Genomic DNA, 13,905 nt, shown 5'->3' with positions numbered 1-13,905 from the left:
ACCACCGGGACCAGCCGCCCTAGTCCGCCGGGACCGACTCGTACAGCACCGTGTGGAAGCGGCCGGCCTCCTCCCGGCCCGTCGGGTCCGCACCGAGTCTCCGTACCGCCTCCACCGCGAAGCGCTGCTCGGCCGGGTCGGTGAAGAGCCGCTGCGGGTAGGTCCGCGAGGGGTCGTGAGTGGTCCGCAGGCCGTGGGTCGCGAGGCAATCGGCGATCGGCCGGTACGAGACCGTCCGCAGGACGAACGCGCTCACCCGCAGCGGCCGCCCCGCCCACCCGAGGAGCGCGTCGAACGTGCGACGGGTGAGATAGCTGCCGCCGCCGGTCAGCGTGATCAGGCCGACGTCGGCCATCGCGGCACGCAGCCGAGGGCTCGGCTGCACGCCCAGCTCCAGGTTCTCCGCGAACGCGTCGTCCAGGAGCCCGACCGCCCGCGCGTACCGCACGGCGTTGTCCGCGACGTCGAGGCCGATGACCGGGACCGCGTCCGGCCGGCGCCGTGACGCGTAGAACTCCTTGTCCCGTACGGCGAGTTCCGCCGAGGTCAGCCCGCTCACCGCGGGGTCGGTGTAGCGCGCGTACAGCTCGGCCAGCGTGACGTCGTGGTTGAGCAGGGCCGCGTTGATCCCGTACGAGCAGCACAGATCGAGCACCGTTCCGCCGTCCCGTTCGGCCGCCGCGCGCCGGAAGGCGGTTTGGGCCCGCTGCGGTATCTCGTACTCCAGCGGGGCGAGGCGCCGGAAGTACGCCCTCGGGTCGGGCCGGTCGTAGATGTCCTCGAACCGTGTCTTGCCGCCGATGCCCTCCGTGTCCCCCGCGCCGGACCATTCTGTGCCGGACTCGCTCATGCGTCCCGCCTCCCTCCAAGGCCCCAGATGGGCATCGTGCGCGGACCACGACCCGGCGCTCGCGTCCTCATCGGGGGCGCACAGGCGCACCACCCGCACCGCGGAGCGGCTACGGGACGGTGCCCCTGCCTCAAGGATGGTCCCGGCATCGGCCAAGCGGCGAGGACGGCCGGCGGCCACGCGCGCGTGGGCACACGGGGCCGCCCGTCCGAAACGTGGAAATCCGGGCAAGGCGTGTCGTTGACGACCGGTTCGGTGCCTCGTGCGCTGTTCCTGCGCTCTCTGGTGGCTCTGTCCGCAATGCGTTTGGCCGGGGCGGCCGTCTGTCGTAGCGGCTCGCAGGGTCCGGCAGGGACTCATACCTCCAGTGCGTGACCCGTCGTCGCGTCCACGTGCTCGGGTACGGCGTCGTGGCGGTCGCCGACCGTGAGGGTGCCCGTCGGCTCGAAGAGGAGCAGGGACGCGCCGGAGGGGGCGTACGGACGGTGTTCCACGCCCTTGGGGACGGTGAACGCCGAGCCCCCGGGGAGGGACACCGTCCGTTCCGTGCCGTTCTCGCGCAGCGCGATGTGGAGCTCGCCCTCGATCACCAGGAAGAACTCGTCGGTGTCGTCGTGGGCGTGCCATACGTGCTCGCCCGCGACCTTGGCCACGCGGACGTCGTAGTCGTTCACGCGCGTCAGGATGCGCGGGCTCCACAGTTCCTCGAAGGACGCGAACGCGGTGGCGAGGGCGATCGGGGCGGGAGAAGCGCTGGTCACAGCGGGGTTCTGGGTCATGCGGCCATCGTGGTCCGCGCCCGCCTCCCGGCGTGAGTGCTAGAAATAGCATATGTCGCAAGGATCCTCGCAGCAGGGGCCGCACCGCGTCGTCGTCATCGTCGACGCGAACTCCAACCCCTTCGAACTGGGCTGTGCCACCGAGGTCTTCGGCCTGCGCCGCCCCGAACTCGGGCGCGACCTGTACGACTTCCGGCTCTGCTCGCCGGAGCCCCGCACGCTCATGCGCGACGGCTTCTTCACCCTCACCGGTGTCGCCGAACTCGACGCGGCCGAGACCGCCGACACGCTGATCGTCCCCAACCGGCCCGACGTCGAGGTGCCCCGCCGTCCCGCCGTGCTCGACGCCGTCCGCCGGGCCCACGCGCGCGGTGCCCGGCTGATCGGCTTCTGCAGCGGCGCCTTCACCCTGGCCGAGGCAGGCGTGCTCGACGGGCGGCGCGCCACCGCCCACTGGCAGTGGGCCGACGCCTTCCGCGCCCGCTTCCCCGCCGTACGCCTCGAACCGGACGTCCTCTTCGTCGACGACGGCGACATCCTCACCGCCGCAGGCAGCGCGGCCGCCCTCGACCTCGGGCTCCATGTCGTCCGCCGCGACCACGGCGCCGAGGCCGCCAACGCGGTCAGCCGTCGTCTCGTCTTCGCCGCCCACCGCGACGGCGGGCAACGGCAGTTCGTCGAGCGTCCGGTCCCCGAGATCCCCGACGAGTCCCTCGCCCCGCTCCTCGCCTGGGCCCAGGAGCGCCTCGGCTCCCCGCTCACCGTCGCCGACTTCGCGGCCCGGGCGGCGGTCAGCCCGGCGACCCTTCACCGCCGCTTCCGCGCGGAGCTCGGCACCACGCCGCTCGCCTGGCTCACCGGCGAGCGGGTGACCCTTGCCTGCCGGCTGATCGAACGTGGCGAGACCCGCTTCGACGTCGTCGCCCGCGCCAGCGGCCTCGGCACGGCGGCCCATCTGCGCGCCCTGATGAACCGCGAGACGGGCCTCTCCCCGTCCGCCTACCGTCGCCGCTTCGGCCCGACGGCGTCCCCGACGGTCGGGCCGCGCTCCTGACCCGCTACGAGCGGTACGGAGTGTTCTCCTCCGCCCACCGCGCGAGCGCCCGGGCACACTCCGCGACCGACTCCCGCCAGGTCCTGGCCGCGCCGTCGCCCGCCTCGTCGCTCACGTGCTTGACGATCCGGATCGGCACCCCGGCCAGGCCCGCGGCGGTCGCGAGGGCGTAGCCCTCCATGTCGACCAGTGCGGCGCGGGCGGCCAGTCGCACCCGGGCCTCCTCGTCCGAGATGAAGGCGTCACCGGTGGCCAGGGTGACGTCACCGCCGTCCGGCAGAACGACCGGGGCGCCGTACGTCTCGCCCGTCAGCGTCGCCAGCAGCTCGCCGTCCAGATCGTGCTGGATCACCGTGCCCACCACGTGCGTTCCCGTCCACCCGGGACGCAGCGCCCCGGCGGTCCCCAGGTTCACGACGCCCGACGGGCGCGGGCCGCGCCCCAGGACGGTGGCCAGCGCCGTCGCCGCGTTCACCTTCCCCATGCCGGTCAGCAGGACCGGCAGATCCGTGTCGAGGAACTGGGCCTCCTCCTTGACGGCGAGGACGAGCAGGGGCCGGTCGGCGGCGATGTCTCCGATGAGTTCCATGGCGGCCACGCTACCCGCCGGGACTTCCCGCCCGTCCCGAGAGACCATGGAGGTGTAGTCAAGAGCCGAGGAGCTCGTCATGGCAACTGGAACAGTGAAGTGGTTCAACGCGGAGAAGGGCTTCGGCTTCATCGAGCAGGACGGCGGAGGCCCGGACGTGTTCGTCCACTACTCGGCCATCGCCAGCACCGGCTACCGCGAGCTCGCCGAGGGCCAGAAGGTCGCGTTCGACGTCGTGCAGGGCCCGAAGGGCCCCCAGGCCGAGAACGTCACCCCCAGCTGATCGGCGGGAGCAGTCACCAGCGCCTCACCCCAGCAGGTCCGTGGGGACATGGGGGCGCAGATCATTGAGCGCCCGTTCCGGATCGGGGTCGGAGACGGCCAGCCGACGGAAGGGCGCGTCACCGCGGAGTTCGACGCAGACCACGGGCGTGCCGGGCTTCACCACGGCGAAGTCCCGGCCGTCCGGCAGGACGCGGACGCCCACGCACAGCCGGTCGGGGATCCACAACCCCCGTCCGCGCCGCCCGCGCAGCGCCCGCCACCAGTCCGGTTCGACCCGTACCTCGCGCAGGGCGGACACCGGCACGCGCACGTGCCCGCGGCGCGCGGCGAGCCGCTCGCGCGCGGACAGCCGGACCACGATGTCGTCGCCGTCCACCGTCACTCGCGCCATCACACCTCGCCACCCGTCCCGCCCGTACCGCTCTTCTCCATGCCCTCCATGCCCTCCATGCTCGGGCCGAGGCGGGGGAGCTGCCAGGCGGGTCACACCGGCAGGAGGCGGCCGATCAGCTCGCCGAGCTGCCGGGCGTTGCGGCAGGAGTGCATGTCGACCAGCTCGGCGTACGCGTGCGCGACCGAGTCGCCCGTCGACCACAGGGCGGGCTGCTCGGGGTTGAGCCAGTGGACCCTTCGGGCGCGGTCGGCGATCCGCTTCAGCGCCGGGAGGTTCGGGTCGGCCATGTTCGTACGGGCGTCGCCCAGGACGAAGACCGCCGTACGGGGGCCGACGGCGTCGGCGTACCGCTCCGCGAACTCGCCCAGGGCCGTCCCGTAGTCGCTCTGCCCGTGCCAGCCCGTCACCACGGCCTCGTCGAGGATGCGCGCGCCGAGGCCTGCCGGGTCCGCCGCGCCCCGCGCGATCAGGTCGGTCACCTCGTCGACCCGATTGACGAAGGCGAACACCCGCACCTTGCTGAACTGGTCGTGCAGCGCCTGCACCAGGAGCATCGTGAAGTTCGCGAACCCCGCGACGGAGCCCGAGACATCGCACAGCAGCACGAGTTCCGGGCGGGCGGGCCTGCGGCGCCGCAGCACCGGCCGCATCGGTACGCCTCCGGTCGACAGCGAGCCGCGCAGCGTGCGCCGCAGATCGATCCGGCCGCGCGCGGCGCGCCGCCGCCGGGCCGCGAGCCGGGTCGCGAGCTTGCGCGCCAGCGGCCGTACCGTCGTGCGCAGCTCGTCCAGCTGGGCCCGTCCCGCGAGCAGGAAGTCGACGCTCTCCGGGGTGCCCGCGACCGCGCGCCGCGCGACCCGGTCCCGGCCCTGCCGCTCGGCGACCCGCCGACGGGCCTCCGTCCGTACCCGTTCGCGGAAGGCCTCGATGCGCCGCCGGATCTCGTCGTCCGTCAGCCGGTCGGTGAACGCGGGCTCCGCCCCGTCACCGCCGGCCTCCCGGAGCATGGCCCTCACCCGGGCGAGCAGCGTCTCCGGGCGGAGCCGATCGAGGGTCTGGTACGAGGACCAGCCGTCCGAGCCCGGCGCGGAACCGTAGCCGCCGAGGCCGCCCACCGCCTCGCCCGCCAGCCGGGTCAGCGCCGAGGCGTCGTCGGCGGCCAGGGCGGCGGCGAGCCGCTCCCGTAGCGCCGCCCTGTCGAACGCCCGCGCGGAATCCGGGGACGAGGGATCCCCGTCGGAGGCGGCCGCGGTCAGTGGGAAGTACAGGTCGAAGACCCGGTCGAAGAGCGGCCGCTGTCCGGCCTTGTGGAGCAGCGTCGCAGCGAGCGCCTCCCGCGCCCGCTCCCGGTCGGTGAACCCCACCGCCTCCAGGGCGTGCCCCGCGTCCACGCTCTCGCCCGTGCCGATCGACAGGCCGTGCGCCCGCAGCGCGTGCACCAGACCGGTGAGCCGGTCCGTCACCCCGCCCGGCGGCGTGGTCACACCGCGTCCAGGTCGAGCTTGGCGGCCGCCTTCTGGATGTCGTCCTGATGCTTGAGGATCACGCCCAGGCTGTCCCGCACGACCGTCTCGTCCAGTTCGTCGGCGCCCAGGGCGAGCAGGGTCCGCGCCCAGTCGATGGTCTCCGCCACCGAGGGCGCCTTCCGCAGGTCCATCGCCCGCAGCGCGCCCACCACCCGTACGACCGATGTCGTCAGCGCCGCGCCGAGCCCCGGGACCTTCGTCGCGACGATCCGGCGTTCCAGCTCCTCCTCGGGGAAGTCGATGTGGAGGAAGAGGCAGCGGCGGCGCAGGGCCTCGGACAGCTCGCGGCCCGCGTTGGAGGTGAGGACGACGAAGGGGCGCCGGGTCGCGGTGATGGTGCCCAGCTCGGGGACGGTGATCTGGAAGTCGCTGAGCACCTCCAGGAGGAGCCCCTCCACCTCGATGTCGGCCTTGTCCATCTCGTCGACGAGCAGCACGGTCGGCTCGGCGGAGCGAATCGCCGTGAGGAGGGGGCGGGGGAGCAGGAACTCCTCGCTGAAGATGTCCGTGCGGGTCTCGTCCCAGGTCTCGTCGCGGCCCGCCGTGATCCGCAGCAGCTGCTTGGCGTGGTTCCACTCGTACAGGGCGCGCGACTCGTCGACGCCCTCGTAGCACTGGAGCCGTACGAGCCGCGCGCCCGCGACCTCGGCGACGGCCTTGGCCAGCTCGGTCTTGCCGACACCGGCCGGGCCCTCCACGAGGAGCGGCTTGCCCAGCCGGTCGGCGAGGAAGACGGTGGTGGCGACGGCGGGCGAGGCCAGGTAGCCGGTCGCGGCGAGCCGCTCCGCCACGTCGTCGACGGAGCTGAAGTACCCGGTCGTCATGGTTGTCTCCCCCGGAGCCTCGACATCCTGTACTGGTGAGTAGCCATGCGCGTACTCGATCAGCTCCCACCCCGCTCCACAACCGTCAGGACCGTCAGTGCGGCCAAGCTCACGGGGGATTTGGTGAAGATCGGACGAGATCACCGTCTCGGCGTAGCGTGGGGGCGGAAGATCTGGCTACGGGGTCACGGAATGTGATGGACTCCTGGTCCGGCCGGTGTGGCGGGCGGGCGCGTCGCCCCGCTGGTCCAATGGATGTGTGCGCTGCTCGGGGCCCGAAGCGGCGGTGGAGGTGTCTTGTCGGAGCGAGCGGGGGAACAGGCCTCCCTGGTCGAGGAGCAAGCGGCGGTCCTGGACCGGTTGAGAGCCGTGACGGACGCGATCGACGAGATCGGGTCGCACCCCGACGAGCAGGGCGTCTGTGAGGATCTGGCCCGGTTCCTGTATGGGCACGGGTACGAGGCGGTGGCCGTGGACGTCCGCCCCGAGGACGGGCCCGGCTGGGTCCGCGCGGCGGTGGCCGGCGACCCGAAGCTGATCGACCGGGTGGACCCCCCGCACGAGCACGGAGCGCCCCTCGCGTACGCCGACATGGCCCCCGGCGGCGTCCACGTCCAGGTGGTCGTGGCACCCCTGGAGTCCCAGGGCCGGGCCATCGGGTACGTGAGCGCCGTCAGCGCCCGGGCCGACCCCCTCGGCGAGCACGCGACCGCCACGGTCCACGACGCGGCGCGGCTCGCCGCCGTCCACCTGGGCCACGCCCGCCGGCTCGCCGCCACCGAGCGGACCGCCTTCCACCTCCAGCAGGCCCTCGTGGCCGAGCCGGGCCGGCCGCACCCCAATCTGGAGGTCGCGGGCCGCTATCTGCCGGTCGGCGCCAGGACGCTGGTGGGCGGCGACTGGTTCGAGAGCGTACGGCTCCACTTCGGCCGCAGCCTGCTCGTCGTCGGCGACGTGATGGGCCACGGCCTCGACGCGGCCGTCGACATGAACGCGTACCGCTCCGCCCTGCGCGACGTGGCCTCCACCGACCTCCCGCCGCACCGCGTGCTCCGCCAGCTCGACTCCGTCGTCGCCGACGACGGTGGGCTGCGGCCCGCGACCTGCCTGCTCGTCCAGGTCGACCCGGCGCGCGGCTCGGCCACCTTCGCCAGCGCCGGCCATCTGCCGCCGGCGGTCTTCGCGGCGGACGGCTCCGCCGACCTCGTCGAACTCCCCGTCGGCCCGCCCCTGGGCACCGGCGTCGGCGGCTACGAACCCGTCACCCGGACCCTCGCCCCCGGCGACACCCTCGTGCTCTTCACCGACGGCCTGGTCGAGCGGCGCGGCGAGGACATCGACGTCTCGCTCGCCCGGCTGTCCTCGCTCCGGGTACGCCCCGGATCCGACCCCGAGGAACTCGTCGAGGAGGTCCTGCAGCGCCTCGACGCCCACCACGCCGAGGACGACGTCGCCGTCCTGGCCGCCCGGATCCGCGAACGCCAGGCCGCCCAGTGAACGGGGGGTGAACCGACGGGCCGTCGCCGCCGGGGCGCCGCAGTCCACCCTCCGTCGCGCAAGGGGCTTTTGGGGCGTCGTACGCGCGCTGCGTCACCGCGGGCAGGCCTGTTTCACGCCTGGGCGCGATTAATCGCGCAGGACGCTTGTGCACGGCCCGCACTCCCGGCACGCTCCTGGGTATGAACACCGCCCGGCACGCCAGTGAACGTCTGATGAGCTGGCCCTCGCTGGCCCCCGGCCGCGCCCAGTGCGGCGCCGAGCTCGGTCTGCACACGGCGACGCACGACATCGTGCACTTCCACAGCGAGCACGAGGCGGACGTCCACCTCACGCGCGCCATGATCGCGAAGCTGCGCCCGGCACTCCTCCGGTCGAGCGCGGTGCGCCTGCGCGCCGGCTCGGGCTGGGTGACGGTCCGGCTCGACATGGGCTCCGACATCGACCTGCTGGCGACGCTGGTGAGCGCCGCGCTGCAGGCCTCCACCGGCCGCCCGGACACGGCACCGGACGGCTGCACCCGCTCCTGCCTCGCCTCCGCGCGGATCTGATCGCTGACGGCTGTCCGCCGGACAGCCGCCGGTCACTCCGTCGGGAACAGCATGCAGGTGCTCGTGGCATGCCCGAGGAGCCGGTCGGAGGAGTCGTACAGACCCGCCTCGGCGAGCGCCGTGCGCCGGCCCCGGCTCATGACCGTCCCGATCGCGCGCACCTTGCCCGTGTCGACCGTGATCGGGCGCAGGAAGCGGGTCGACAGGTCGAGCGAGGTGTACGCCATGCCGCGCGGGAGCGTCGAGTGCACCGCGCACCCGGCGGCCGAGTCCAGCAGCGTCGCGTAGACGCCCCCGTGCACGCTGCCGATCGGGTTGTAGTGCTGTTCGGCCGGTTCGAAGCCGAAGACCGCGCGGCCGTCCTCGACCTCCTCGAGCACGAAGCCCAGCAGGGAGCCGAGCGGGGCGGGAGCCAGTCGCCCGGCCACGATCTCCCGCAGGAAGTCGAGCCCCGCCATCGTCCCCGCCGCCTTCGCTGTGTCGGAGGCGTCCTCCCACTCGACCGTCCGTGACCGCTTCATGCCCACTCCACTCCTCGCCCTCGCCCCGAACCGACCCTGCCGCCGAGCCCGGACCCGACCCCGACTCTCAACCTCAACTCGACCCTGACGCTGAGGCTGAGCCTGACCGTGAGGTTCACTCCCCACACCCGCGCCGCGCACCGACGCGAAGATCGACGCTAGACCCCCGCGCACCCTCTGTCCACGACGGCCCGCACCCCCCGTTCGGCGGCATGACGGAGGTGTCGCACCGTCTGGGCGGGTAACCCCCGTGGCATGCCCCCCACTTCCGGTGCGCCCCACGACGGTGCCCCCGCCGAGCACGGCCACTGGTTCCAGAGGCTCCACCGGTCCGTCCTCACGTCGGTCGTCGGGCTCGCCTGGAACCGAGGCCGCGAGGTGGAGCTCATGCACCGCGCGATGGGCTTCGCGGCGCTCAGCCTCCTCACCCTCGTCCCGCTGCTGATCGTCGTCGCCGCCGCCGATCTCGCCAGCGGCCAGGGTTTCGCCCGCTGGCTCATCCAGGGGCTCGGCGTCTCCGAGGTCTCGCAGGAGGAGGTCGAGATGCTCTTCGGTCAGCCGGGGGAGGCGCTGCAGCGCACCACCGCCTTCGGTCTCGCCGCCCTCGCCGCGTTCGGTGTGACCTTCGGATCGGCCGTCCAGACCGGTTACGAACGGGTCTGGGACCTGCCGACCGCCCGCTGGCACACCATGTGGCGCCATGTCGTCTGGCTCGCCGTCCTCGTCGCCGCCCTCCTCCTCTTCATCGCCGCCCCCGTCCCCGCCGAGTCCTCGACAGCCGTCACCTTCGGGGTCACCGTCGCGGACGTCCTCGGGGCCTTTCTCTTCTTCTGGTGGTCGCAGCGCTTCCTCCTCTGCGGACGCATCCGCTGGCGCGCGCTGGCCCCCGGGGCGCTGTGCACGGCCCTGGGGCTCTTCGGGCTGCGGATCTTCTCCCAGTTCGTGTTCTCCCCGCTGATCGCCTCCAACGCGGTCACCTACGGACCGTTCGGCACCGTCCTCGTCCTCCAGTCCTGGCTCGTCGGCGTCGGCTTCGTGGTCTACGGCGGCGCCCTCGTCGGGCGCCTGATCCACGAGCACCTGGTCCTGCGCCGCATCGACCGGCTGCCGGCCGAACTGGCGGGCGACGAGACCCCGTGAGCCCCGGCACCGTCGGCGTCACTGGTCCCTTCGGTGCACCGCGGTCACCGTGACCACGGCCGCGACCAGCGCCCACGCCCCGTACACGCACCACGCCCCGCCCGGTGACCAGGGGAAGGGGACCTCGTACGGTCCGGCCTGCACCAGCCGCTCCCACGCCCCGTAGGGGAGCGTGTGGCTGACGACAGCCGACCAGTACCGCTGTTCGGTGATCACGGCGGGGACGAGGAGCAGCACCACCACACTGGTGACGATGGTGGCCCCGCTGTGCCGCAGCACCGCGCCGATCGCCATGCCCACCAGCGCCGACACCGGCGCGAGCAGCGCCGACGCCACGACCAGGCGCAGCGCGCCCGGTTCGGTGATCGGGAAGCCGGCGCCCCGCGCCGACAGGATGCCCTGGGTCGCGGCGAACGAGGAGGCGGCGACGATCGCGCCGACGGCCGTCGTCACCGTGGCGACCACGACCACCTTCGCCGCCATGACCGACCGGCGGGCCGGGACGGCCGCGAACGTCGTACGGATCATCCCGCTGCTGTACTCGCCGACGACCGTCATCGAGCCGAAGGCGGCGAAGGCGAGCATGACGACCAGGGCCGCGTTGCCGTTGAACGCGTCCCACAGCGCCATCCTGTCCGCGACGAACCGGGCCTGATGCTCCGGGTCGAACGTCGGCCAGTAGCGGTAGTGGTCGTACGCCGTGCCCACGTTGAAGGCGAGGACCACCAGCTCCGTGAGAAGCAGGGACCATGGGGTCGACCGCAACGACCACAGCTTGATCCACTCGGCGGCGAGCAGGTCCCGGAAACGCGGACGCGGCTCCCCGACCGCGACCTCGGCGGACGGACGCACGGTGGCGAGAGAGGTCATCGGCCTTCCCCTGCGAGGTATTCGACGCTGTCGGCCGTGAGTTCCATGAACGCCTCCTCCAGGGAGGCCTTACGAGTGGTCAACTCGTGCAACGGGAAGCGGTGCCGCAGCGCCAGCTCGCCGATCCGGGCCGCCGGCATCCCCGACACGACCAGCAGCTCGCCGCCCGAATCGTGCGTCGAGACCGATGCGCCCTCGGCGACAAGCACCTCCCGCAGGGCGGCGGCGTCCGGGGTCGAGACCGTCACGCCCCGTTGCGTGCCCCGGGCCGAGAACGCGGCCAGGCTCTCCGCCGCGATCAGCTCGCCCCGGCCGACGACCACCAGATCGTCCGCCGTGTGCTCCATCTCCGACATCAGATGGCTGGAGACGAAGACCGTGCGGCCCTCGCCGGCCAGCCGCCGGAACAGCCCCCGTACCCACTTCACGCCCTCCGGGTCCAGGCCGTTGAGAGGCTCGTCGAACAGCAGCACCGGCGGATCGCCGAGCAGCGCGGCCGCGATCCCGAGCCGCTGGCGCATCCCGAGCGAGAACCCGCCGATCCGCCGCCCGTCCGCCCCCGTGAGACCCACCTCCGCCAGGACCTCGTCGACCCGAGACGGCGGAATCCGGTTGCTGCGGGCCAGGAGCGACAGATGGGCGCGAGCGGTCCGCCCGCCGTGCACATCGCCCGCGTCGAGCAGCGCCCCGACGTGCCGCAGCCCGCGCGGCCGGTCGCGGAACGGGCGCCCGTCGACCGTCACGGAGCCGCTGGTCGGGGCATGCAGCCCCAGGACCATCCGCAACGTGGTGCTCTTGCCCGCCCCGTTGGGCCCGAGGAAGCCGGTGACGCGACCGGGGCGGACCGTGAACGTGAGCCCGTTCACGGCCGTCGTCGCGCCGTAGCGCTTGGTGAGTTCGTTGACGTCGATCACGGGAACCACCGTGCCGGGCGGCGGCCCGCACGTCGTTGGTCCAGGGCGGACACTCGGCGCGGCCCGCTGTCGACCTGGGGTGTACACCCCGAGTCCGATGACCGCGCGACCGCACCCGCCTACGATCGGGATCATGCCCAGCACCACGCCGCTTCCCCTGGTCAGACGCGTGTCCCTCGCCACCTGGACGGTGCTCGCGTGGTGCGCGGGTGCGCTGTTCGCCTACCTGATGCGGACCGGGCTGCCCGGAGAGAGCGAACCGGCCGTCCGAATCGGGGTGCTGTATCTGCGCTGGGACGGCCTGCTGTCCACTGCCCTCGCGACCGCCGGAACCCTCGCCGGGGCCCGCCTGTTGAGCAGCCGGCCGCTGCCGGCGCTCGGCATGCTGCTCTTCGCCTCCGTGACCGCGACGATGCCGCTGGGGGTCGCGGAGATCCCCCTCGCCCAGTTCCTCGCGGTCGACGTGGCGCTGTACGCCATCGCCGCCCAGCGGCCCCGCCGCACCGGGCTCATCGCCCTGGCCCTTGCGCTCGCGGTCCTCGTCGGTTTCCTGTCCTTCCGGCTGGTGATGGGGTGGGAGGCCGGCACCTCCGCCGAGCTGGCGGTGGCTCTCACCGCGGTCGTCGCCTGGCTGCTCGGCCGCTCGTCCCACCAGGCCCGCGTGGGACGCGAACACGCGGCCGCCCAGGCCGCCGCACGGGCCGTCACCGACGAACGGCTCCGGATCGCCCGGGAGATGCACGACATGGTCGCCCACTCCATCGGCGTCATCGCCCTCCAGGCCGGCGCGGCGGCACGGGTCGTCGTCACCCAGCCGGACGCGGCGCGCGAGGCGATGACCGCCGTGGAGCACGCGAGCAGGGAGACCCTCTCGGGGCTCCGGCGGATGCTCGGCGCCCTGCGTGAGCACGAACAGCCGGACGGCGCCGGGCTGAAGCCCACCGCAGGACTCGCCGACGTCGAGGGGCTCGCCGCCGCGACGACCGCCGTCGGCGTCCGCGTCGACGTCACCTGGCACGGCGAACGGCGCCCGCTGCCACCGGACATCGACCTGTCGGCGTTCCGCATCATCCAGGAGTCCGTCACCAACGTCGTCCGCCATGCCGCCACCGACTCCTGCCGAGTCAGCGTCGACTCCCAGGCGGACGAGCTCCGCATCGAGGTCGTCGACGACGGCCGAGGCGAGAGATCCGGGACGAGTCCCGGTACGAGCCCCGGATACGGTCTCGCCGGCATGCGCGAACGCGTCGCCCTCCTGCACGGCGAGTTCTCCGCCGCCCCACGTCCCGAAGGCGGCTTCCGGGTCGCAGCCCGCCTCCCCGTACCTCCCGCCTCTCCCGTCCCTACAGGAGTCCGATGACCGCCCCCGCCGCCGACCGTGCCGACCACCCCGTGCGCATCGTCCTCACCGACGACCAGCCCCTGGTGCGCACCGCCCTGCGGATGGTCATCGCCGAGGCCCCCGACCTCGCCGTCGTCGGCGAGGCAGGCGACGGCGCCGAGGCCGTCGCCCTGGCCGAGACCCTCCGCCCCGACGTCATCGTCATGGACCTCCGTATGCCCGGCATGGACGGCATCGAGGCCACCCGACGCATCCTGTCCGACCCCGGCCCGGAGGGGCCGGAGCCCGGCCCCACCCGGGTCCTCGTCCTCACGACCTTCGATGACGACGACTACGTCTACGGGGCGCTGCGCGCCGGTGCCTCGGGCTTCCTCGTCAAGGACATGGGGCTCGACGAGATCCTCGCCGCGATCCGGGTCGTCGCCGCCGGGGACGCGCTGATCGCGCCGAGCGTCACCCGGCGCCTCATCAAGGACTTCGCGGGCCGCCCGGCGACGGGCGCGCCGCGGCGCGGCGTCACCTCGATCACCGAGCGGGAGCGCGAGGTCCTGACCCTCATCGGCAGCGGCCTGTCCAACACCGAGATCGCCCACGAACTCGTCATCAGCGTCGCCACCGCCAAGACCTACGTGACCCGCCTGCTGGCCAAACTCGACGCCCGCGACCGGGTCCAGCTCGTCATCATCGCGTACGAGACGGGGCTCGTGACCCCGTGATCACACGATCCGGTGGACATGATCGTCACGAGCGGGGCCGGGCGACCGCGACC

Annotated in this window: 16 protein-coding genes; 7 read left to right on the top strand and 9 right to left on the bottom strand. The window is 73.2% G+C overall.

Features of this window, described 5'->3' with window-relative positions:
- Positions 1–19: 19 nt before the first annotated feature.
- Positions 20–850, bottom strand: coding sequence for a hypothetical protein (locus ACWCO8_RS18860; RefSeq protein ID WP_451033160.1), 831 nt, complete (start codon positions 848–850; stop codon positions 20–22).
- A 356-nt stretch (positions 851–1,206) separates the two neighbouring features.
- Complete coding sequence (locus ACWCO8_RS18855) at positions 1,207–1,629, bottom strand: cupin domain-containing protein (RefSeq protein ID WP_451033159.1); 423 nt, start codon at positions 1,627–1,629, stop codon at positions 1,207–1,209.
- Between the two features lie 52 nt (positions 1,630–1,681).
- Here ACWCO8_RS18855 and ACWCO8_RS18850 point away from each other — a divergent pair, with 52 nt between their 5' ends.
- Positions 1,682–2,683: a GlxA family transcriptional regulator gene (locus tag ACWCO8_RS18850; RefSeq protein ID WP_451033158.1), complete on the top strand. Its 1,002-nt coding sequence runs from the start codon at positions 1,682–1,684 to the stop codon at positions 2,681–2,683.
- A 4-nt stretch (positions 2,684–2,687) separates the two neighbouring features.
- Here ACWCO8_RS18850 and ACWCO8_RS18845 read toward each other — a convergent pair whose 3' ends face one another.
- Positions 2,688–3,272 carry a nucleosidase gene (locus ACWCO8_RS18845; protein ID WP_451033157.1) on the bottom strand — a complete coding sequence of 195 codons (585 nt, stop codon included), beginning with the start codon at positions 3,270–3,272 and terminating at the stop codon, positions 2,688–2,690.
- A 79-nt stretch (positions 3,273–3,351) separates the two neighbouring features.
- Here ACWCO8_RS18845 and ACWCO8_RS18840 point away from each other — a divergent pair, with 79 nt between their 5' ends.
- Positions 3,352–3,555, top strand: a complete 204-nt coding sequence (locus ACWCO8_RS18840) for a cold-shock protein (RefSeq protein WP_362008885.1) — start codon at positions 3,352–3,354, stop codon at positions 3,553–3,555.
- A gap of 24 nt (positions 3,556–3,579) precedes the next feature.
- On the opposite strand, the gene ACWCO8_RS18835 is transcribed toward ACWCO8_RS18840, so the two are convergent.
- The 3 genes from ACWCO8_RS18835 to ACWCO8_RS18825 all read right to left on the bottom strand — a co-directional run bounded on the left by ACWCO8_RS18835 (position 3,580) and on the right by ACWCO8_RS18825 (position 6,301).
- On the bottom strand, positions 3,580–3,948 hold the full coding sequence (locus ACWCO8_RS18835; protein WP_362008882.1) for a hypothetical protein: 369 nt from the start codon (positions 3,946–3,948) through the stop codon (positions 3,580–3,582).
- 92 nt (positions 3,949–4,040) lie between these two features.
- On the bottom strand, positions 4,041–5,435 hold the full coding sequence (locus ACWCO8_RS18830; protein WP_451033156.1) for a vWA domain-containing protein: 1,395 nt from the start codon (positions 5,433–5,435) through the stop codon (positions 4,041–4,043).
- Positions 5,432–6,301 (bottom strand): AAA family ATPase, encoded by an 870-nt coding sequence (locus tag ACWCO8_RS18825; RefSeq protein WP_451033155.1) that lies wholly within the window; start codon positions 6,299–6,301, stop codon positions 5,432–5,434. Before ACWCO8_RS18825 ends, ACWCO8_RS18830 begins: the two co-directional genes overlap by 4 nt.
- Before the next feature lie 297 nt (positions 6,302–6,598).
- On the opposite strand from ACWCO8_RS18825, the gene ACWCO8_RS18820 reads away from it, so the two are divergent.
- Together ACWCO8_RS18820 and ACWCO8_RS18815 are read left to right on the top strand one after the other, a co-directional pair.
- Complete coding sequence (locus ACWCO8_RS18820; RefSeq protein ID WP_451033154.1) at positions 6,599–7,798, top strand: PP2C family protein-serine/threonine phosphatase; 1,200 nt, start codon at positions 6,599–6,601, stop codon at positions 7,796–7,798.
- Between the two features lie 182 nt (positions 7,799–7,980).
- On the top strand, positions 7,981–8,349 hold the full coding sequence (locus ACWCO8_RS18815; RefSeq protein ID WP_451033153.1) for a luciferase domain-containing protein: 369 nt from the start codon (positions 7,981–7,983) through the stop codon (positions 8,347–8,349).
- Between the two features lie 32 nt (positions 8,350–8,381).
- Here ACWCO8_RS18815 and ACWCO8_RS18810 read toward each other — a convergent pair whose 3' ends face one another.
- Positions 8,382–8,870: a PaaI family thioesterase gene (locus tag ACWCO8_RS18810; RefSeq protein ID WP_451033152.1), complete on the bottom strand. Its 489-nt coding sequence runs from the start codon at positions 8,868–8,870 to the stop codon at positions 8,382–8,384.
- 255 nt (positions 8,871–9,125) lie between these two features.
- On the opposite strand from ACWCO8_RS18810, the gene ACWCO8_RS18805 reads away from it, so the two are divergent.
- Positions 9,126–10,010 carry a YhjD/YihY/BrkB family envelope integrity protein gene (locus tag ACWCO8_RS18805; RefSeq protein ID WP_451033151.1) on the top strand — a complete coding sequence of 295 codons (885 nt, stop codon included), beginning with the start codon at positions 9,126–9,128 and terminating at the stop codon, positions 10,008–10,010.
- A gap of 18 nt (positions 10,011–10,028) precedes the next feature.
- On the opposite strand, the gene ACWCO8_RS18800 is transcribed toward ACWCO8_RS18805, so the two are convergent.
- Positions 10,029–10,880, bottom strand: a complete 852-nt coding sequence (locus tag ACWCO8_RS18800) for an ABC transporter permease (protein WP_451033150.1) — start codon at positions 10,878–10,880, stop codon at positions 10,029–10,031.
- The gene (locus ACWCO8_RS18795) at positions 10,877–11,794 is read right to left on the bottom strand and encodes an ABC transporter ATP-binding protein (RefSeq protein ID WP_451033149.1); all 918 of its coding nucleotides are present in this window, start codon (positions 11,792–11,794) and stop codon (positions 10,877–10,879) included. The genes ACWCO8_RS18800 and ACWCO8_RS18795 overlap by 4 nt, the downstream gene beginning before the upstream one ends.
- 133 nt (positions 11,795–11,927) lie before the next feature.
- On the opposite strand from ACWCO8_RS18795, the gene ACWCO8_RS18790 reads away from it, so the two are divergent.
- Complete coding sequence (locus ACWCO8_RS18790) at positions 11,928–13,154, top strand: sensor histidine kinase (protein ID WP_451033148.1); 1,227 nt, start codon at positions 11,928–11,930, stop codon at positions 13,152–13,154.
- The gene (locus tag ACWCO8_RS18785; protein WP_451033147.1) at positions 13,151–13,852 is read left to right on the top strand and encodes a response regulator; all 702 of its coding nucleotides are present in this window, start codon (positions 13,151–13,153) and stop codon (positions 13,850–13,852) included. Before ACWCO8_RS18790 ends, ACWCO8_RS18785 begins: the two co-directional genes overlap by 4 nt.
- Positions 13,853–13,905: the final 53 nt, after the last annotated feature.

Source organism: Streptomyces sp. NPDC001927 (assembly GCF_053594455.1).
Note: the sequence above shows the minus strand (reverse complement) of the source record. Positions and strands in the feature narration are given on the sequence as shown.